Source organism: Pseudomonas sp. ICMP 561, from assembly GCF_002699985.1.
Taxonomy (GTDB): domain Bacteria; phylum Pseudomonadota; class Gammaproteobacteria; order Pseudomonadales; family Pseudomonadaceae; genus Aquipseudomonas; species Aquipseudomonas quasicaspiana.
This window is the reverse complement of the sequence record NZ_LKBT01000007.1, coordinates 79,498-99,798: the sequence shown is the minus strand read 5'-3', so window position 1 is coordinate 99,798 and position 20,301 is coordinate 79,498. Positions and strand designations below refer to the sequence as shown.

Here is a 20,301-nt window from a genome sequence, read left to right as displayed (position 1 = left end):
ATTAGATTGCGCTTTCTAAACTCATTCGGCAGCATCGGGCGGCAAGCCTGATGGAACATTTGTCATCGAGAAGTTGAGGCTCAACCATGCGGATCGTTAAAGCCACACTGGAACACCTGGACCTGCTAGCCCCGCTATTCGTCAAATACCGCGAGTTCTATGGCGAACTGCCGTTTCCGGATTCGTCCCGCGCCTTCCTCGAAAAACGCCTGAGCCGGGATGAATCAGTGATCTACCTGGCGCTGGCTGCCGACGATGACAAAAAGCTGCTGGGCTTTTGTCAGCTGTATCCGAGCTATTCTTCGCTGTCGCTGAAACGCGTGTGGATCCTCAACGACATCTATGTCGCCGAAGATGCCCGTCGCCAACTGGTGGCCGACCACCTGATGCGTACCGCAAAGAAAATGGCCAAAGACACCCAGGCCGTCCGCATGCGCGTATCGACCAGCAGCAACAACGAAGTGGCGCAAAAGGTATACGAATCCATCGGGTTTCGCGAAGACACCCAGTTCAAGAATTACGTTCTGCCGATCAGTGAGGATTGAAACGGTTATAGGAATCTACTTTGTGGGAGCGAATTCATTCGCGAAGGCGGTAGCGCACGCGACACAAATGTATTGAATGTACCGCCCTCTTCGCGAATGAATTCGCTCCCACCAGTGCGGTGTCCAGGCTCAAGATGAGCTTTGCCACATGACAACAGGGACCGAATTCCACCGTTACTTCTTGCGGGAGCAGAGCTTTCTCGCGATTCAGGCGCGGAGTTACGCCAGACAGACCGCGCAATCGCTCATCGCGGGCAAGCCTCGCTCCAACATATCCCCCCCGATCAACATTCTGCTTCTATAATCCCGCCGCAACCTCCTCAGTAGTTACTTCCGCACGTGACCCGGTCTGGGTCTCCGCTATTGGTGCCATACATGGATTTCAACCCGCTCGACCTGATTCTGCACTTGGATGTGTACCTCGATTTACTCGTAACCAACTATGGCACCTGGGTCTACGCGATCCTGTTTCTGGTGATTTTTTGCGAAACCGGTCTGGTGGTCATGCCGTTCCTGCCGGGTGATTCGTTGCTGTTCATTGCTGGCGCGGTAGCCGCCGGTGGCGCCATGGATCCTGTATTGCTGGCATGCCTGCTGATGGCGGCGGCGATCCTTGGTGACAGCACCAACTACATCATTGGCCGCACCGTAGGGGAAAAACTCTTTCAGAACTCTAACTCGAAGATTTTCCGCCGCGACTATCTGGTCCGCACCCACGAGTTCTACGACCGACATGGCGGCAAGACCGTCACCCTCGCGCGCTTCCTGCCGATCATTCGCACCTTTGCGCCCTTCGTCGCTGGCGTCGGCAAAATGCATTACCCGCGCTTCCTCGGCTTCAGTGTGCTGGGCTCGGTGTTGTGGGTCGGCAGCCTGGTCACCCTCGGCTACTTCTTTGGCAACGTACCGTTCATCAAGAAGAATCTGTCGGTATTGGTGTTGGCGATCATCGTGATCTCGCTGCTGCCGATGATCATCAGCGTGGTTCGCGGTCGCATGACTCGCTCGGCGGACGCCCGCTAAGGGATGTGGTCATTCAGCCAATGGCGTCGGCAACGCAGGCTGGCCAAAAGCCCCGTTGCCGCCGAACTGTGGCAGCGGGTGCGTCAGGGTTTGCCAATCCTTGATGGCCTGAGCGCCGAGCAAGACGCCCTGCTGCTTGAAAACAGCGTGCTGTTCCTGCAAGACAAGCACATCACCTGCCTGCCGGGCGTTGAGTTCAGTGACGAACAGCGCCTGCATCTCGCCGCGCAGGCGCAACTGCCATTGCTCAACCTTGGCGACCTGAACTGGTATCAGGGCTTTCACGAACTGGTGATCTACCCCGACGACTTCGTCAGCCCGCAGCGCCATCGCGATCCCAGCGGCATCGAGCACGAGTGGGACGGTGAGCACAGCGGCGAAGCCTGGCAGCAAGGCCCGGTCATCCTCGCCCTGCCCGGCGTGTTGTCCAGCGGCAACTGGGAGCCTTATAACCTGGTGATCCACGAACTGGCGCACAAACTCGACATGCTCAACGGCGACGCCAACGGTCTGCCGCCGCTTCATGACGACATGCAGGTCAGCCAGTGGGCCAGCGTCATGCAACACGCCTATGACGACATGAACCGCCAGCTCGATGCAGATCCAGACATCGAAACCGCCATCGACCCCTACGCCGCCGAAGACCCGGCCGAGTTTTTCGCCGTGACCAGCGAATACTTCTTCTGCGCGCCGGATCTATTGATTGACGCCTACCCGGCGGTCTACCAGCAGCTCAAAGCCTTCTATCGTCAGGACCCGCTCAGCCGCCTGCAAAACCTGCAGCGTGATGAACCTTCCTACCAGAATCAGGACTAACCCCTGCAGGCTGCCACGCGTAGCAACACCAACAGAATATGCCTATAATCCGGCCCACTTTTTGGCGTAACCAGCCAAAGCCGTCTGGTCAATCAAGGGGGGCAATGCCCAATGAGCTACAGCAAGATTCCGGCCGGTAAAGACCTGCCGAACGACATCTACGTCGCGATCGAAATTCCGGCCAACCACGCGCCGATCAAATACGAAATCGACAAAGATTCCGATTGCCTGTTCGTTGACCGTTTCATGGCGACGCCGATGTTCTACCCGGCCAACTACGGTTTCATCCCGAACACCCTGGCTGACGACGGTGACCCCCTCGACGTGCTGGTTGTGACCCCTTACCCGGTTACTCCAGGTTCGGTTATCCGTGCCCGCCCAGTCGGCATCCTGCACATGACCGACGACGGCGGCGGCGATGCCAAAGTTATCGCAGTCCCACACGACAAGCTGTCCCAGCTGTACGTCGACGTGAAGGAATACACCGACCTGCCTCCACTGCTGCTGGAGCAGATCAAGCACTTCTTCGAGAACTACAAAGATCTCGAGAAAGGCAAATGGGTGAAAATCGAAGGCTGGGGCAACGCAGACGCCGCCCGTGCCGAGATCACCAAATCGGTTGCTGCCTACAAAGGCTGATCGATTGCTGCATCGTCAACGGAGCATCTGCAACAGATGCTCCGTTAACATCCCTCGCAAAACCCTCCGCTTCTTTAAAACGCTCCCGGCAAACATTCATGCCGATTGATCGTTCTGCGAAAACAATCAGTTTTTTCAGTAAACACCCGCCAAACAAATAACTTCCCCCGTTAAACCCGATAAACAGACCTCCAGGCCTGCCATTGCGCGCTGAACAAAATCCGCACTGTTTACCCGCCACAAACCAATGACAGAAGCGCCCTACAAAACCCGTCAAACCCTGTAATCCCGGGGCTCGCAGGACAATTAGACACACCGCTCATTTGAACACCTCGTTTATTTAAACCCGCTAACGAGCGCCGTAAACTCAGGGTCATGAATACATCAGGTGATCGACTACGCGCCCTCCTGCGGGAGTGCCACCTCTCAGCCACGGACTTCGCCGCCAACCGGAAGGTCACGCCTCAGCATGTGAACAACTGGTTCAAGCGGGGCATCCCCATGGCCCGTCTGGACGAAGTGGCTGAACTGTTAACCGTCAACGCACGGTGGCTGCGCACGGGCGAAGGCCCCAAGCATCCGTGCGACTCGGCCAATGAAAACAATGGCGGCGACAGCGGCGCGTCCCGCCACTCCAACCGCAGCTCGCTGCGCAGCGACGTGGAAGTGCCGGTCTATAAGGAAACCGAATCGGACACCGGCGACACCCTTATCGCTGAAGCCCCCGGCAAGAAAATCCGCCTGCCGCTGCATGTGCTGCAAAGCATGAATATCAACATCGACAACGCCATCTGCGTCGCCATGATCGGCAACAGCATGGCCGACAAGATCCAGGACGGCTCCGTACTCGGCATCGACCGCGGCCTGACCCGAATCATCGACGGCGAAATGTACGCCCTGGAACACGGTGGCATGCTGCGCGTGAAATACCTCTACCGCCTACCCGGCAACGGCCTGCGCCTGCGCAGCCACAACAGCGCCGAATACCCCGACGAGCTGTTCACGGCAGAACAGATCGAGCAACAAGGTATACGCGTGCTGGGCTGGGTGTTCTGGTGGTCGACGCTGAACACGCGGCGGCATGGGATAGCGTTTCGGTGAGCTGATCCATCGCAGGGTGGTCACCTGTCTGTAGGAGCTGCCGAAGGCTGCGAATCGTTCAGTCATGAAAACCCTTTCGCAGCCTTCGGCAGCTCCTACAGAGAATCGTGGCGCGTCAGATGGACTTTCATTTCTCCAGCAGCCTTAACGACGGATCTTCCAACAAAGTGTTTCAAGACTGGGCAAGCGCCGCGAACATCAGTATCCTCTGCGCCATCCCGACCCGAAGCACACAACGCCTCGACGCCGACGGTTACGCCCAGACTGAAACCTGGTCAGCGTCACCATCCTAATTAGCGCCACTCGCTGAGCGCACCTGTTAAAGGCGAGCACGGTTTGCCAAAAACAAACCAAGTTCGTCCTTGAGAAGCCGGCCACAAGCCGGCTTTTTAATTTCTTACGAATAACCCTGCCCCGCCCAAGAATCTCTCCTGATAGCTTGGCTCTTCGGTAGTTTCAGGCATTCCTGTGTCAGATGGTCCTCACCGCCATGACGGCCCTTGCCGAGGACGCACAGGAATATCTGCCTGGCAATCGCGCGACCACCTTACCCGCCAACTATTTCTGATCAGTCTCTATTACGCCCCCTATCTCGACCCTGACGATAACTTCATTGACATGAAGAACTCAGCAGGTTGCAATCGGGCTATAGCGTTGTTTTTCGGCTATTTACTCATTGAGACGCTAGAGGGAAAGGTATGCAAGATCGTACGAGGCGTAATGACCCGTTGATCGAGGAGCTTGAAGTGCTGGTCATGGAGCATCCCTCTCTCGAAAACGGTGAGCCGCCAGTTGGCGTGGTCATTCATGTCTGTCAGCCCGATGTGCTGCGAGACATTTTGGTCCGTTTGATTCACCTGCAAGAACGCCTGCACCTCTACGTAACTTGCGTGACCGGCCGTGACGATACGGTACGTACCCAGTTAGCGGCCAGCGGGCTGAGTTATTCGCTGTACCGGGTGCCCGATCACGGGAGGGATGTTTTACCATTCCTGCGGGTGCTGCCGTTTTTACGTGCCGATAACATCCACACACTGATCAAGCTGCACACCAGGCGCACGGTGCACTTGGGCGTGACTAACTCCTCTGCCCATGACCTTTTCGATGATCTGCTAAGCCCGGTACGCTTCCGCCGATCGGTAGAATACCTTGCCGACCCGGCGCACCATCCAATGCTTGGCATCGATAAGTACCGGCTGCCGGTCATCAAAAACCTCGATGAAAGCGAACGCACGCACCTGGTCACCCTGGCCGAACGTGCCGGCATTGATCAACAACGAATCAATGAGGCGGATTTTTTTGCCGGCGCCATGTTCTTCGTGCGCACCGAAGCGTTGTCCCCCCTGGAAAGGATACAACTGACGGGCAAAGATTTCGAAACCGAGCGTGGTCAGCTCAACGGCACACTGGCACACGCCTTTGAACGCTTTTTCGGCGTGCTGGCGGATCTCGGCAAACAGCAGCGCAATATCAACCTGTATCGGCGCTGGCTGGACACCCGGCAACTGACTGCCGCCGAGTTCGAAGGTTTGCCGACGCGACTTGCGAGCTGGCCGAGTCAACCGGATGTGTTGTTGGTATTGACGGATACCACCGGTGACATTGCGCTGTTGCGTTCCAGTCTGGAAAGCATCGACCGCCAGCTTTACGGGGCGGCGGCCATCGTAGTGCTGTCCAATGCCGAACCGGTAGGGGTGACGCCGACCGACAATCTGGTCTGGCTGCCGCTGGCGGAGTCTTGGCCGAGCCAGCTCAATGAGCTGCTGCAGGACATCCAGACCGACTGGTGCTACCTGCTGCGGGGCGGCGACGAACTCGCCCCCCACGCGCTGCTGTTGCTCGCCGAGGGCATCGCCCTGAACCCCGGCGTCAGCGTTTGCTATAGCGATGAAGACTCGCTGACCGCAACTGGATGCCAGAATCCGGTGTTCAAGCCGGATCTGAACCTGGACCTGTTGCGAAGTTATCCGTATGTCGGTCGAGCCCTGGCCTTCAGCCGCGAGGCCGTGCTAGGTGCCGACGGCTTCGATCCCGCCTTCGCCGAACTGGCGCCCCATGACCTGCTCTATCGGCTAGTTGAAACTCATGGGCTAGGCACCGTCGGGCATCTCGCTGAAGTGCTGGTACACCAAGTAATCAACTTCGGCCAGTGGCTCGGCGAAGGCCAGGTCATCGCGCACTCCGCGGCAATCGTCGAGGCGCACTTGCAGCGCCTGGGCGTGGCTCATGAACTGCACGCAGGCCCCTTGCCGATGGCCAACCGGGTCGTTTACCAACACGCCGGGCAGCCGTTGGTGTCCATTGTGATCCCCACAAAAGATCAGCTGCCGATGCTGATGCGCTGCATCGAAAGCTTAATGGAGAAAACCCGCTACACGAACTACGAACTGATCATCGTCGACAACAACAGTGAGACCGCCGAAGCCCAGGATTGGTTAACGGGTATGGAGCGCCTGAACGACGCCAAGGTGCGTATCCTGCGTTACCCTCACCCTTTCAACTATTCGGCAATCAACAATTTTGCCGTCAGCCAGGCCCGGGGCGATTACCTGGTGCTGCTCAACAATGACACCGCCGTCATTGACGGGGACTGGCTTGGCGCGATGCTCCATCACGCTCAGCGGCCGGAAGTGGGGATAGTCGGCGCCAAATTATTATTCCTCGACGGGACTATCCAGCATGGAGGCGTGGTACTCGGCTTGCGCGGCGTGGCAGACCACCCATTCGTCGGCGACCCCATGCAGTCCAACGGCTACCTTCACCGTTTGCAGGTTGACCAGAACTACAGCGCGGTGACCGCTGCCTGCCTGATGATCCGCACCGAGCTGTATCACCAGGTGGGAGGAATGGACGAGGCTAGCCTGGCGGTTTCCTATAACGACGTAGACCTGTGCCTGAAAGTCGGCCAGGCCGGGCAACTGATTGTCTGGACGCCTTATGCGGTGCTCATGCATGAAGCCAACGTGAGCCAGAACAAGGTTGACACGACCAAGCTGGAAGCCAAGCGAGAACGCTTCAAGCGCGAACAATCGGTGATGTACCGGCGTTGGCTGCCGCAGCTCGCCAACGACCCGGCCTACAACCGCAACCTGACCCTGGAAGGCAGCGGCTTCGCGCACGAATCCCGTAGCGAGGGCGGCTGGCAACCGTTCGCCAGTCGCCCGTTGCCTTACGCGCTGTGCTACCCCGGCGACTCTTTCGGCAGCGGACATTATCGGGTACGCCAGCCCTTCGCTGCCCTGAAAGCCGCGCAACTGGTAGAGGGCGCGGTGAGCGACTGGCTGCGTCAACCGGTAGAGCTTGAGCGCATGGCGCCGGACACGATCATTTTCCAGCGACAATTCACAACACCTCAGCTGGAAATGATCCAGGACGCCAAGGCATTCTCCAAGGCCTTCAAGGTTTACGAGCTGGATGACTACATGCTCGACGTGCCCACCGGCAACGGAACCCGCGAACTGCTTCCCGAAGACATCGCCAAGCGCCTGAAAAAAGTCGTGGGGCTGTGCGACCGGTTAGTGGTGTCGACCCAGCCACTGGCCAATGCGCTGAAGGGTTTTAACGCCGACATTCGCGTGGTAGAGAACCGCCTGCCAAGCCAGTGGTGGAGCGGCCTGATCACCCATCGCCAACAAGGCCGCAAGCCTCGGGTCGGCTGGGCAGGTGGCTCGAGCCACCGCGATGACTTGCAAGTGATTGCCGAAGTGGTTCGTGAACTGGCTGGGGAAGTGGAATGGGTGTTTATGGGCATGTGTCCACCGGCACTGCGTCCCTATGTCCACGAGTTTCATAGGGGCGTGAGTATCGAGAAGTACCCGGCATATCTGGCCAGCTTAAACCTGGACTTGGCTTTGGCCCCCCTGGAAGACAACTTTTTCAACGCCTGCAAAAGCAATTTACGATTATTGGAATACGGCGCCTGTGGCTTCCCGGTGATCTGCTCGGACATCCTTTGTTATCGCGGCGATTTGCCGGTGACCCGGGTCAGGAACAAGCCAAAAGACTGGATTGCCGCTATTCGCGAACATCTCGCCGAACCCGACGCCAGCGCCGGGGCCGGAGATGCCCTGCGCAGCCTGGTACTCGATAACTGGATGCTCAGGGAAGAACACCTGTTGGCGTGGCGAGGAGCCTGGCTGGCAGATTGAATGGCCCGTTTGTTATCGAAAAACCGTATGGAACGGAGTTTTGTATCGGGGGTGCACAAACGGTGCATTTCCCCGGGGAAGCCGCTCTTTGCCAAGCTGGTCGGGGGTAGTCATTGAGCGGTTTACCAATGCACTGAGGCCTGTCAAATCTTGGGACGGCTTTCATGATGAGCCGAACCTGAAGCTCGGCTTTGTTACCTGAAATGAAATTCTTCGTGCCTCCCGCGCTCGACTGGAAGCTTTTCGGGAAAAACTGCACTACACCGCGACACACAGTAAACACTGCAATACCTCCTTCAATCGCTGCTAAGTAGCCGATTAGAACTGAGGCGTTTTCGCAAACAGACACTGGGGCGGGACAGAAGTGTTAAGCGCAAAAAAACCGGCAAAACAAGGCATCAATAAAAAACCCGCCGAAGCGGGTTTTTTGTCCAGTACCATTCCAACTCCCTGTCGGCGGCATCCTTTCATGGTCGATCATCCTTGATCCTGACGGGCTTCCTGCTCGTCAGTGGTTGAATACAAGACTATGCCTGTCGGGCAGGTCTGCAAATGGCAGTTTTTCTCTATCATGTGTAAGCGTTTGGCTATGTGTGGATTGAGACTTTTCAAACGGCCTGGATAACAACTCATCAACCAGCAGATGCGGAGTCTGAATAAGCATCCAGACCAAGCCTTCTCCGCCTGGCAACCAATGCCCGTCGAAACGACAAATCCGCATACTCCATGAACAGCCGGGCCAAGTGATTCAGGGCGGCCTCCTCACCTTCGCTCCCTACAACGAAATCAAACCCCAATGCCCGCTTGTTCTTGTCAGGCAGCTCCTCCCAGCTTGTCATCAGATAGTCGTACATAGCGCTGACGACTTGGAGCTTGGTCAGCGTTTCAGGAGGTGAAGCGGATTCATTGCAGTTCATAAATGGCTCGAGTCCTTGCGTAATTGCGAGCCATTTTTCAATGCTGCCGCCCGGATGACCACACGCTATAGCGTGCTTTTGTCCGGTTTGGGGTGAGCTGAGTTGATGAGTAGTCTTCCCGCCATTACGCCCCCTTAACCACCCGCCCCCGATAACAATCCTCCGGCCCAAGCAGTCGCCCTTCTGCAGACCGAACCTCTAACTCAACCACTTGCTGCTCACGCGCTTTATCCAGCAGCACCGAATGCACTTCGCCCGTCTGAAACAGGTGCTGTTCTCCCCATTGGCGCATCGAGACGACGATGGGAAAGACCGCACGGCCGCGCTCTGTCAGCACGTATTCCTTGTAGGCGCTCCCATCTGAGGCGGGGTGGATTTCGAGAATCTGCAGTTCGACGAGGGTTTTCAGGCGTGCGGCGAGGATGTTTTTAGCCATGCCGAGGTTTTTCTGAAACTCGCCGAACCGTCGAACGTTGTCGAAGGCGTCGCGGATGATGAGCAGCGACCAGCGATCGCCGATGGCTTCCAGGGTTCTTGCCACTGGGCATTCGTCGCCTTGGACAGTTGAATGATTCGCCATTTTGGGTTCCCGATCAGCCATCAGAGGAAGTCTCGCCAGCAGCAACGCCATGAAAAACTGGTTGCAGATTAAAACCGGACTTGGTAGAAATCAATGAAGTGGTTTTCAATTGAAACCGGAATCAGCATCAAGGATGGATCCATGGCCTCCAATATCAATGCCGCAAGCGAGCTCGACTCTTGTGAAGCCCGGTCGGAGAGCACTCCCGAGATATCTCCAGCATTGACGCTGCTGTTGTCGATCACCTGCGCACTGGCCGTTGCCAATGTCTATTTCGCGCAGCCGTTGCTTGATTCTATGGCTCAAAGCCTCGGCGTCGACCCAGGCATGATCGGCATCGTGGTCACCGCCACTCAGGTTGGCTACGGCGTGGGTTTGGTTTTTATTGTGCCGTTGGGTGATCTGATCAATCGCAAGGCTTTGATCCTGACTCAAGTGTTGCTGTCGGCTGTTGCGTTGATAGTGGTCGGGTCTGCTCAGCAATGGTCGGCCTTGCTGGGTGCGATGATTTTGGTCGGTCTAATGGCGGTGGTTGTTCAAGTGGTCGTGGCTTATGTCGCTGCGCTGGCAACGCCATCACGACGCGGGCAGGCCGTTGGCACGGTAACGAGCGGGATTGTCTTGGGGATCCTGCTTGCGCGTTTTACATCAGGGCTTATTGCTGATCTGGCCGGGTGGCGGGCGGTTTATTTTGTTTCCGCGGGGTTGATGCTGACCCTGGCCGTTGTGCTGTGGAGGGCTATCCCGAGCAAAGGTTTGCCGCGTATTGAAAGCACCTATTGGGCGCTTCTGTTGTCGACGTTCACACTTTTTGTCACCGAGCCGGCTTTAAGGATCAGGGGTGTTTTTGCGCTGCTGATCTTTGCTGCGTTCAGTGTTCTGTGGACGGCGATGGTGTTGCCGCTGAGTGCGCCGCCGTTGAGTCTTTCGCATACGCAGATTGGCTTGTTTGGCCTCGCCGGGATAGCGGGCGCGTTAGCGGCATCGAGGGCTGGTCGCTGGGCCGATCAGGGCTTGGAACAGCGCATTACGGGGATTGCTTTGGCATTGCTGGCGCTGTCCTGGGTGCCTATCGCGTTCGCGGAAACATCGTTGCTCGCACTGATTGTCGGAGTGGTCGTTCTGGATTTCGCGGTTCAGGCGGTGCATGTCACTAATCAGAGCCTGATATTTGCGGCGAGGCCCGACGCGCAAAGTCGGTTGGTCGGTGCTTACATGTGTTTTTACTCGCTTGGAAGTGCGCTAGGGGCGGTTGCGGCCACCCAGGTTTATGCACGTTGGGGCTGGGTGGCGGTATGTTTGTTGGGGGGCTCGATTAGTCTTGTGGCGCTTGGGTTTTGGGTATGGACAAGAGTTGCGGGGCGTTCGTGATTAGCCCCTTTCCCGTTGGAGCGAGGCTTGCCCGCGAATCAGTCGACTCGGTGGGTCAGCTACACCTCGCAATCGTTTTTTCGCGGGCAAGCCTCGCTCCAACAGGATCTGCGTCCATCTTGTAGGACCGGCCGGCCCGGTCTTACGTCAGACGCCCTCCATCTCCGCCGATGCCTCAATCTCCGCCGTCTGATACTGAAGCAGCGGGATGTCCACCAACGCCACTTGCGACGGCGAGAAGTGGTTTTCTTCTTCCGAATCCCGTGTGCTCAGGCTGATGCCCAGCGGCATGCCCGCGTAGGCGTCCAGCACGAGGTTGTAGATGTCGGCGTTGGCGGCGCGCACGTTGGCGGTTGTGCCGCTTGCGAGATGGACGTGGGTATCGCTGATCAAGTGCATGACTTTCGCGCTGGTCAGATCATGTTGGGCGATCAGCGTATGGATCACCTGTTGGGCCACCGGTGAGTTGTTGGTGTCGAACGCAAGTTCGTCGGTGAAGTATTCACCAAGCGCGCGATAGAGCTCCGGTGTCAGGCCTTGTTCGCTGTCCCAGCCGAGTTGCCAGGCATCGTCTTCCGGGCGGTCTGCGGCGTCGTCGAGCAGGCGGATGCGTCGGATCAACGCGGGATTGAGCAGCAGTTTTCGGTTGTTCAGGGTGCTGACCACCAACCACTGTGGCTCTGCATGCTCAATGCTCAGCGAGTCGGTAATCTGGGAATATTCCGCGAAGGTAACGGGATACCAGGTGCAATTGGTTTCGCCGGGAAGCAGCAAACCCATGCGGCCCCAGAATCCGTCAAAGATGGCATCGTCGCCCGGTACCCAGTGCTGGGAGGTGATTCTTCGACCGCTGGTGGCGAAGTCCATCAGGTCATCAACATTGGTGCCCAGCAGCGTGGCGATATCTCTCAAGGCCGGAACGCCGGGCTCAGCCTCGCCGCTTTCCCACTGCCCGATAACCTGTTCAGACACGCCCAGTGCCTTGGCAAAATCGGCCATCGGCACGCCTAAAGTGGTGCGTAATTCTTGTATGCGCTGCATGGCTTACTCCAACCGTTAGTTCTTCCAGAAGCAGATGCTGAGCCAGCAGGTGACCGGTACGTCAGCATCTATCGGAGGGAGAAATTAGCGGGAGTGAGCAGGCGCGTTCGGGGAGAGGGTTTATGGGAGGCGTAGTTGATTACGTAAAAGGCTGACGGAAGATTCTTACAAAGCACCGGAACTCATACCATTGAGGAAGCCGCTATTTTTAAGACTTTGCATCAGGATTAATAAGAAACTACCAAGCCAAAGTGTCGATCAAATCGACACATCATAAAAACATGTTTAAAAAAACGAAAAAAATCGACACGTTCATGTGACGTGTCGATTGCATCGACATTTCAGAGCGTAAGCTCATTCAGTAGGGCGTCATTGATGTAGTACTTTTCCCTGCCCGCTTTGTGCTCCCGCAGCACTCCCATTCTGGCAAGGGTCTGCAGGTAGACTGAGGCGGTCTGCCGTTTGGCTAAACCAAGATCAATTACGAACTGAATTTTTGTATAAGGCTGACGAAAAATCAGCTCTACCAAATCCTTGGTGTAGATTCCCGGCGCATCGCGCTGGACTTGCTCACGCACTACTTCCATCAAGGCGAGGACACGAGTGACCTGATCAAACGTCTGTTGCGCTGTGCTCTCAACTGCCCGAAGCATGAACAGAATCCAGTTCTCCCAATCCTGCTCTTCCGTGACCAGTCGCAGACCTCGGTAGTAGTCCTGTCGATTGGCAATAATGTAGCGAGACAGAAACAAGACCGGAATGTCGAGCAAGCCTCGGTCCACGAGGTAAAGTAGGTTGAGGATGCGGCCGGTACGACCATTACCGTCAGAAAACGGGTGGATCGCTTCGAATTGGTAATGCAGCACTGCCATTTTTACTAGCGGATCCAGATCATCCTCGGCATGCAGGAATTGCTCAAGGTTGCCAAGCAGATCGCGAATATTGGCTGGTGACTCCGGCGGCGTGTAGATGACATCACCCGAGTCATTTTTCAAAGCAGTGCCGGGAACGGCACGGATATCCAGGTCTACCTGTTTAATCAAGCGCACAATCTCGATGAAAAGATTGGTATTCAGAGGACGATCTTTCAGTGATTGAAAACCCAGATAAAGCGCTTGGCGATAACGCAGCACTTCTTTGGTGTGAGGGTCGGCTTTGCCATCCGCATCAGCATCCGCACGATACAACTCATCGTTCGTCGTCACGATGTTCTCGATTTCCGAAGACAACCGCGCTTCCTGCAATACGATGCTATTTATCAACAACCCTTGGTTTGGAATGCGCGCAGCCAGACCCCGCAGGTTCGCCAGTGCTCGATTGGCAGCAATTGCTTGTTTCAATACTGCCCGAGTCTCCAACTCAACACTTGGAGGCAACAATGGCAAATCGTTGTATGGGAGCGATCGATCAAATGCCATGCCTCCACCTCCCTGGCTTCAGACGAGCGGAGTTTGCCGAAGATTTGCTTCCACTGACGGATACAGCAGCAAAGTTGGCTCCCGAAAAGATAGTGATAAAGGTCATTTACTGCTCCCATACCCTCCTACGATGCAGGGCTTCAGATTAGTCAGTCCTCAGAGAAAACACTGGAGGCATAGTCGAGGGCACAGTTTGAGGCTATTCACCGCTACACAGTGAGGTAATAAGTACTACCTCCATCAAATCCCCACCTTAACCTCTTTCACCGCCTCGCCATTCATCACCACGGTCAACCAAGGCAGTTGATAGATCCGCACGGGCTGGGTTTGGGACAGCACGTTGAGCATGCCGGGTACGTCGTCGAGGTTGAATACGCCGCTGACGGCGGTGTCGGGCAAGGTGCCCGCGACGACCAGTGAGCCGGGCATGTAGCGTTCGATGTCGGCGAAGACTTCGGTCAGCGGGCGGCTGTTGAAGATCAGTTTGCCGCGTTGCCAGGCGGCCGCGGTGGTGGTGTCCAACGGGCTGGTGGTGGAAGGAGGTGAGCCGCTTTCGAACTCGAGTTGCTGGGCCACTTTCAGGGGGACGGCTTCGCCGCCTGAAGAGACTTTGACTTCACCTTCGGTGACGCCGACGCGGACACGCTGGCTTTGGCGGTCGACGTCAAAGCGGGTGCCAACAGCCTGCACGCTGCCGCCAGAGGCCTGGACAACGAAGGGCCGGTTGGCGTCTTTGCTAACTTGAAACAGTGCTTCGCCTTTGAGCAGACTGATGTCGCGACGGTTAGCCGAGTAATGCACGGACAACGCTGTGGCGCTGTTCATCCAGACCTGGCTGCCGTCTTCGAGGGTGAGCATTTTGCGCTCGCCGACTGCGGTGGTGTGGTCGGCGAAATAGACCTGAACAGGTTCTGTAAAACTGGTCAGCGCCAACGCGCCCAGTCCGGCAGCCAGTGCGACCCAACGCAAAGGACGGCGCTGCGGCGGGGCTGGGGGCACGAAGACTTCAGCGGTCCGGGTCTTCGGGATGGCCTGCCACATCTGTTCGGCCAGCCTGGCGGCGGCTTCATGCGCAGGGCTTTGCTGGCGCCAGCGGGCGAACGCGGCGTGCTCCGATTCACTGGCACTGCCCGAGGTTAGCCGCACCCATTGTTCAATGGCCTGATCTTCCAGCTCAACGTTGGGCATCGCGTGGTTCATAGGCTCGGTCATGGTGATGGGCTCAAAGAAGCCGCCAGTGGAGAGTGCATCTTGCTCATTCTAAATGCACTCCGACTGGCGTAGCCAATCCCGACAATGGCGCATGGCCTGGACAATGTATTTGCCCACCGAGCTTTCCGATACCCCCAGACGTGTAGCGATCTGCGCGTGGGTCATGCCTTCGAGGCGATTGAGCAACAACGCCAGCCGTGCATTGCTTGGCAAGAGGTGCAGCGCCTTGTCGAGCTGCTCCACGGCTTCGGTCGCCAGAAACGAGCGTTCCGGCGATGCCATCGGGTCGCAGAAGTCCTCATCCAGGTCATCGGCCTGCAATGCAGAGCGCCGTTGTTCCTGACGTAAACGATCAATGGCCAGATTGCCCGCCACCCGAAATACAAAGGCCCGAGGCTCCAGAATCTGCGCCGTATCGGACAACCCTGCCAGCCGCAAGTAGGTGTCCTGGGCCACATCAGCGGCCTTTTCCACATTCCCCAGACGACGTGCGAGAAAGGCCAACAGGTCGCTGTAATGCTCCTGAAAGACTGTCAGCAAGTGATTTGAGTTGGGTGAAACAGACATTCGGACTGCCCCGGCTGGTAAGGCATGCATCCTATCTCAACTGAGAACAGTTATCATCAATATCTCCCCGCCAGGCCGGTTTTGATCTATCGGCGTCACGCGAATAAAAATTATTTCAATAATCGACGGCAAGGTTGGTGGGGATGATTCGTCGTTGGGGTGGGCGCGAATAATTCTCATGTCGTGTCACCACCACTCTTCAATACGGACGATTGAAATGCAGGCACCTTCCAAGTTCTTTGCTCCGGTCAGCGGTCGCACGTTGACCCTGACGCTGATGTTGACCATGGCTGGCAGCCTGCCCTTGATGCCGCTCACTGCGATGGCCGCTGACACATCGACCAGTATTGATCTGAAGCTGCCGGAGCAATCCCTGGATCAGGCGCTGACTCAGCTTGCGGATCAGGCCAACGTCCGTCTTATATTCAACTCCAGCGACGTAGGCGCACTGCGCACCAAGGCGTTGCAGGGCAAGTACACACTGGGCCAGGCCATGGACACGCTGCTAAAGGGCAGCGGTTTCACTTGGCGCCTGCTGGACGAACGCACCGTGGTGCTGGAAAGACTGCCGGTTTCGGGCGACTCCGCCATGGTGCTGGGCGCCACTAATGTGAATGCGGCGGGCCAACTCGGGACGACCACCGATGGGACAGGGTCTTACACCACGGGAGGAAGCAGCACCGCCTCGAAACTGAACCTGAGCCTGCGGGAAACACCGCAGACGGTCAGCGTCATGACTCGACAGCTGATGGACGACAAGAAACTTACCAGCCTCGACAAGGTACTGGAGCAGACGCCCGGTATTACTTTTCAGTACCGCAACTTCGGCGGCCACGTTTACACCTCGCGGGGCTTCTCGCTGCTGGCTGAAAGTTTTTTGATTGATGGCGTGCCGGGTCAGGGCTACCAGATCACCGGCTGGATGAAACCTGATACCGCTATTTACGACCGCGTCGAGGTATTGCGCGGTGCTTCCGGACTCTTGGTGGGTGCGGGTGAACCTGGCGGCGCGGTCAATCTGGTGCGCAAACGTCCAACTGCGGAGAACAAACTGACGGTACAGGCCAGCGCAGGCTCCTGGGACCGCTACCGCATGGACCTCGATGCCAGCGGCAAGCTCAATGATACCGGCACGGTGCGCGGTCGCATGGTCACCGCTTACGAGGACAGCGGCTCGTACATTGACGAACGGGACACCCGCACGCCATTGATGTACGGGATTGTCGAAGCCGATGTGAATGACGACACCACGCTGACCCTGAGCCTGCGTCATCAGGAAAACGTCATCAACGGCTATTCGATTTACGGACTGCCGCGCTACAGCAATGGCAACTCGCTGGATATCTCCCGCTCCACCTCGTTGGTGCAGGACTGGAACCGTCACGAGAGCGACATGAGCGAGGTGTTTGCCGAGGTTGAGCATCGCTTCAATGATCGCTGGAGCAACACGACGTCGATGACGTATTCGGAGGGTGGGTTTGATCAGCAGGTTGCTTATGCCCAGGGCGCAATCAGCCCTGTTACCAACGCAGGCTCGACTTTTCGCAGGGTGTTGTTCCGCCGGGATGAGGTGGCAAGCACCGGGCTGGACAGCCATTTGAATGGCAACTTCGATGCGTTCGGGCTGACCCATGAAGTGACTGTGGGTGCGACTTGGTCTCGGCAAGAGGCCAATACCAAGCAATCGACGGTCACTTTTAGGCCAACAATCCCCACCGATGTCTTCAACGTTGATCACCACGCCTTCGCGAAACCCGCCCGGCCTGCATGGATGACGGACATCGACATGACCGAAGAGCGTTCGGGCGTTTATGCCAATACACGACTGCGCCTTACCCAAGAGCTGAGTTTGATATTGGGCGGGCGAGCCAGTTGGTATGACTACACCTACGATGTCGATAAAGGTGGCGCCCTTCCCTATAACTCGAAGGTCACCCGCGAAGTAACGCCCTATACGGGCTTGATCTACGACATCAACGACAATTGGTCCTGGTATGCGAGCTACGCGGAAATCTTCAACGCTCAGGGTAACTATGTCGATGCCAGCGGCGCACCACTGTCACCCTCGACAGGTGATAACTATGAAACAGGCATCAAGGGTGAGCTGTTTGATAAACGCCTGAACCTGTCGATGGCCCTGTTCTATATCAAGCAGGAAAATGTCGCGATCGCAGACCCTTCAAACATCGGCTGCACCGAGACAGATGTCGACGGCGTCTGCTACATCAACGGAGCCATCAAGCGCAGCAAAGGCATCGACATCGAAGCCAGCGGCGAAGTACTCCCGGGCTGGCAAGTATTCGGCGGCTACACCTACAACCTGCTGCGCAACACCGCAGAGGTCGAAGTCGCCTACGAAACCCCAAAACACATGCTGCGCCTGCAAACCAGCTACAACCTGCCAGGAGTCTGGAATCGCCTCACCATCGGTGGCGGTGTTTCAGCGCAATCCGGTTACAAGGCCGCTGTTGAAGGACTGGATTTCGGCAGCCAGGGTTACGCCATCTGGGATGCCCGCGCCACTTGGAAGCTGGACGAACACTGGAAGGTTTCGCTGAACGCCGAAAACCTGTTCGACCGTCGCTACTACACCACCGCCGTGGCCACCGACCGCTCGAACCTGTTCGGCGATCCTCGCAGCTACATGTTCACGCTGCGGGGCGATTTCTGATTAAAGCCCGGGCAAAACCCTACCGCGGGGCGAACACTTCCCCTGTAGGAGTGAGCTTGCTCGCGATACGTTCTTTCAGTTGGCAAATCACGGCCAGCCAGGACGCTATCGCGAGCAAGCTCACTCCTACAGAATTTGCTTCAAATCAGCGAACCCAATCGTGAAAGGTAAATTCCGCCAGTCCATGTCGTGGCTCCACACCTGGTGCGGGCTGGTGTGTGGATGGTTGTTGTGTGCGATTTTCCTGACCGGCACGTTGAGCGTTTTCCGGGAACCCATCACGCGCTGGATGGAAGCGCAGCCACTGGTTGCAGTCGACCAAAACGCGCCCACCAGTGACATTTCGGGTGCTGCGCGCTATGCCGAGCATTACCTGCTTGAACACGCAACCGGTGCCCGATTCTGGCGGGTCGAATTCCCTCAGTATCCGGGCCAGGCCCTACAAGTGGCGTGGCGTTCGGGGTCGACCCTTCAGCAGGTTTCGCTGTCGGCTGAAACCGGCGAAATACTTCCTAGAGGCATCGCACGGAAAACCGAGGGCGGACGCCATTTCATGTCGTTCCACTACATGCTGCACCTGCCGGTGCTGGGCTTCTGGCTGGTGGGCTGGCTGACCGTGGGCATGCTGGTTGCGCTGGTGTCTGGCGTAGTGATCCACCGGCGAATATTCCAGGATTTCTTCACCTTCCGACCTGACAAAGGTCTGCGCTCCTGGCTCGACGCACACAACGCCACGGCGGTCATGACCCTGCCCTTTCTGATCATGATTGCCTACACCGGGCTGGCCGTTTTCTATACCAGTTACATGCCCTGGCCTCTGCAAGCGGCTTACAGTTCCAGCCCGGATGCCTACAGTCAATTTCAGTCGGAGCTGTCGGGAAAAGCAGGCTCTATCGACAAGACCGAAAACACCGCGACTGATTGGCCCTCGCTTCTGCGACAGGCGCAAACCCTGACGGGCCAGGACGCACGCATGCTACTGGTGCAGAACCCGGAGTCGCAGAAGGCTACGGTCCGGGTGATGGGTCGCCACGATGAAGCTCACCCTTCCCAGACACTGTTCACGCCGCAAGCCAGCGTGCTGTTTGACGGTATAACGGGCGCGACTTTGCAGGTCCAGAAGCCGCTGCCGGAAACCCTGTCGCTGGGCGATCAGATCTACGGCGTACTGCGTTCACTGCACTTTGCCGAGTTGGGTGGCTGGGGCATGAAGTGGCTGTACTTCGTCAGCGGGTTGCTTGGCATGGCGATGATGGCGACCGGTACGCTGCTGTTCACCATCAAGCGACGCAACAAGAGTCAGCGAGAATTCGGCACCGCGACTGCCAGGGTTTACCGTTGTATCGAAGCGTTTAACGTGGCGAGCATTGCGGGCATTGGCGTGGCGTGTATTGGATATTTCTATGCCAACCGGTTCATACCGGTGGATATGGCGGACCGAGCCACATGGGAGGTTCGCAGCTTTCTGCTGATCTGGCTGGTGACGTTGGGTCATGCGCTGTGTCGACCGGTCAGCAAGGCGTGGGCCGAGCAACTGACCATCGCCGCAATACTGTGCTTATGCCTGCCGCTGCTCAATTTTTGCACAACAGGGCAGCATATTGGTCGCTACCTCAATGCCGGGGATTGGCAGCGCGCGAGCGTTGAGATTGTGGCGCTGGGGTTTGGGGTCGGACTGGTGATTGTTTTGTTGAAGCGGCGAGTGGATAACCAGCGAACTCACAGCTTATCGATTTGAAATACGATTTTCTGTAGGACTGGCTTTAGCCGGGAGGAGGCCAGCAAATTCGCTGCATTTGGGTCGTAGAAATATTGCCCTCCCGGCTAAAGCCGGTCCTACGAGGTCAAGAGCCAAGCAAATGTGCGGGGGGAGCAAAGAATCCCCCCACATAAAATCGCACTCCAATTCAGAAAGTTATTTGTGGCATCTACAGGGTCATATGCAATGAAGAAAACCACCAACACACACCTCTACCGCTGGATGATTCTCAGCCGGGTGCTGGCCGCCACCCTCGGCGGTTATGTTTTGTCTGCGCTGGTCACGTCATTGCTGGCGCTGTTGTTGCCGCGCGTCTCAGGCAGCGATCCCGCAAGCGTCGTGCAGATCACGACGCTGCTAAGTTTTGTGCTGTACACCGCCATAGTCATCTGGGTATTCAGCACCGCCAGCGCCTGGCGGGCATGGTTCGGCCTTGGGCTGGCGGCGCTGTTGACGGGCGCGGTGATCGTCGGGCTGACGATCACCGTGTGAG

The 20,301-nt window shown here is 57.1% G+C and carries 16 protein-coding genes; 10 read left to right on the top strand and 6 right to left on the bottom strand.

Going from position 1 to position 20,301, the window contains the following annotated elements:
• The first annotated feature begins 86 nt into the window (after positions 1-86).
• The 6 genes from AO242_RS07415 to AO242_RS07390 all read left to right on the top strand — a co-directional run bounded on the left by AO242_RS07415 (position 87) and on the right by AO242_RS07390 (position 8,272).
• Entirely contained in the window at positions 87-545 is a 459-nt protein-coding gene (locus AO242_RS07415) for a GNAT family N-acetyltransferase (RefSeq protein ID WP_027898136.1), read from the top strand.
• A 375-nt stretch (positions 546-920) separates the two neighbouring features.
• Entirely contained in the window at positions 921-1,568 is a 648-nt protein-coding gene (locus AO242_RS07410) for a DedA family protein (RefSeq protein ID WP_027898624.1), read from the top strand.
• Positions 1,569-1,571: 3 nt separating this feature from the next.
• Positions 1,572-2,384, top strand: coding sequence for a zinc-dependent peptidase (locus AO242_RS07405; protein WP_099268208.1), 813 nt, complete (start codon positions 1,572-1,574; stop codon positions 2,382-2,384).
• Between the two features lie 111 nt (positions 2,385-2,495).
• Positions 2,496-3,023 carry an inorganic diphosphatase gene (ppa, locus tag AO242_RS07400; protein ID WP_003317259.1) on the top strand — a complete coding sequence of 176 codons (528 nt, stop codon included), beginning with the start codon at positions 2,496-2,498 and terminating at the stop codon, positions 3,021-3,023.
• A gap of 375 nt (positions 3,024-3,398) precedes the next feature.
• A complete protein-coding gene (locus AO242_RS07395; protein WP_099268207.1) occupies positions 3,399-4,124 on the top strand; it encodes a LexA family transcriptional regulator in 726 nt (241 codons plus the stop codon).
• A 698-nt stretch (positions 4,125-4,822) separates the two neighbouring features.
• On the top strand, positions 4,823-8,272 hold the full coding sequence (locus tag AO242_RS07390) for a glycosyltransferase (RefSeq protein ID WP_099268206.1): 3,450 nt from the start codon (positions 4,823-4,825) through the stop codon (positions 8,270-8,272).
• 632 nt (positions 8,273-8,904) lie between these two features.
• On the opposite strand, the gene AO242_RS07385 is transcribed toward AO242_RS07390, so the two are convergent.
• Together AO242_RS07385 and AO242_RS07380 are read right to left on the bottom strand one after the other, a co-directional pair.
• The gene (locus tag AO242_RS07385) at positions 8,905-9,189 is read right to left on the bottom strand and encodes a hypothetical protein (RefSeq protein ID WP_257153392.1); all 285 of its coding nucleotides are present in this window, start codon (positions 9,187-9,189) and stop codon (positions 8,905-8,907) included.
• 124 nt (positions 9,190-9,313) lie between these two features.
• Positions 9,314-9,769 carry a winged helix-turn-helix transcriptional regulator gene (locus tag AO242_RS07380; protein WP_099268236.1) on the bottom strand — a complete coding sequence of 152 codons (456 nt, stop codon included), beginning with the start codon at positions 9,767-9,769 and terminating at the stop codon, positions 9,314-9,316.
• Positions 9,770-9,910: 141 nt separating this feature from the next.
• Here AO242_RS07380 and AO242_RS07375 point away from each other — a divergent pair, with 141 nt between their 5' ends.
• Positions 9,911-11,140 carry an MFS transporter gene (locus AO242_RS07375; RefSeq protein ID WP_099268205.1) on the top strand — a complete coding sequence of 410 codons (1,230 nt, stop codon included), beginning with the start codon at positions 9,911-9,913 and terminating at the stop codon, positions 11,138-11,140.
• A 147-nt stretch (positions 11,141-11,287) separates the two neighbouring features.
• Here the strand turns inward: AO242_RS07375 and AO242_RS07370 are convergent, their stop codons facing one another.
• The 4 genes from AO242_RS07370 to AO242_RS07355 form a co-directional block, all read right to left on the bottom strand.
• Positions 11,288-12,181: a helix-turn-helix domain-containing protein gene (locus tag AO242_RS07370; protein ID WP_099268204.1), complete on the bottom strand. Its 894-nt coding sequence runs from the start codon at positions 12,179-12,181 to the stop codon at positions 11,288-11,290.
• 341 nt (positions 12,182-12,522) lie between these two features.
• Positions 12,523-13,599 (bottom strand): Fic family protein, encoded by a 1,077-nt coding sequence (locus AO242_RS07365; RefSeq protein WP_099268203.1) that lies wholly within the window; start codon positions 13,597-13,599, stop codon positions 12,523-12,525.
• A 240-nt stretch (positions 13,600-13,839) separates the two neighbouring features.
• The gene (locus AO242_RS07360; RefSeq protein ID WP_257153391.1) at positions 13,840-14,811 is read right to left on the bottom strand and encodes a FecR family protein; all 972 of its coding nucleotides are present in this window, start codon (positions 14,809-14,811) and stop codon (positions 13,840-13,842) included.
• Positions 14,812-14,859: 48 nt separating this feature from the next.
• On the bottom strand, positions 14,860-15,378 hold the full coding sequence (locus AO242_RS07355; RefSeq protein WP_027902034.1) for a sigma-70 family RNA polymerase sigma factor: 519 nt from the start codon (positions 15,376-15,378) through the stop codon (positions 14,860-14,862).
• Positions 15,379-15,595: 217 nt separating this feature from the next.
• Between AO242_RS07355 and AO242_RS07350 the strand changes: the two genes are divergently transcribed.
• The 3 genes from AO242_RS07350 (at position 15,596) to AO242_RS07340 (ending at position 20,300) form a co-directional block, all read left to right on the top strand.
• A complete protein-coding gene (locus AO242_RS07350; RefSeq protein WP_257153390.1) occupies positions 15,596-18,049 on the top strand; it encodes a TonB-dependent siderophore receptor in 2,454 nt (817 codons plus the stop codon).
• Between the two features lie 160 nt (positions 18,050-18,209).
• Positions 18,210-19,787 (top strand): PepSY-associated TM helix domain-containing protein, encoded by a 1,578-nt coding sequence (locus AO242_RS07345; protein ID WP_218927828.1) that lies wholly within the window; start codon positions 18,210-18,212, stop codon positions 19,785-19,787.
• A gap of 207 nt (positions 19,788-19,994) precedes the next feature.
• Complete coding sequence (locus tag AO242_RS07340; protein ID WP_099268201.1) at positions 19,995-20,300, top strand: DUF3649 domain-containing protein; 306 nt, start codon at positions 19,995-19,997, stop codon at positions 20,298-20,300.
• The last annotated feature ends 1 nt before the right edge of the window (position 20,301 follow it).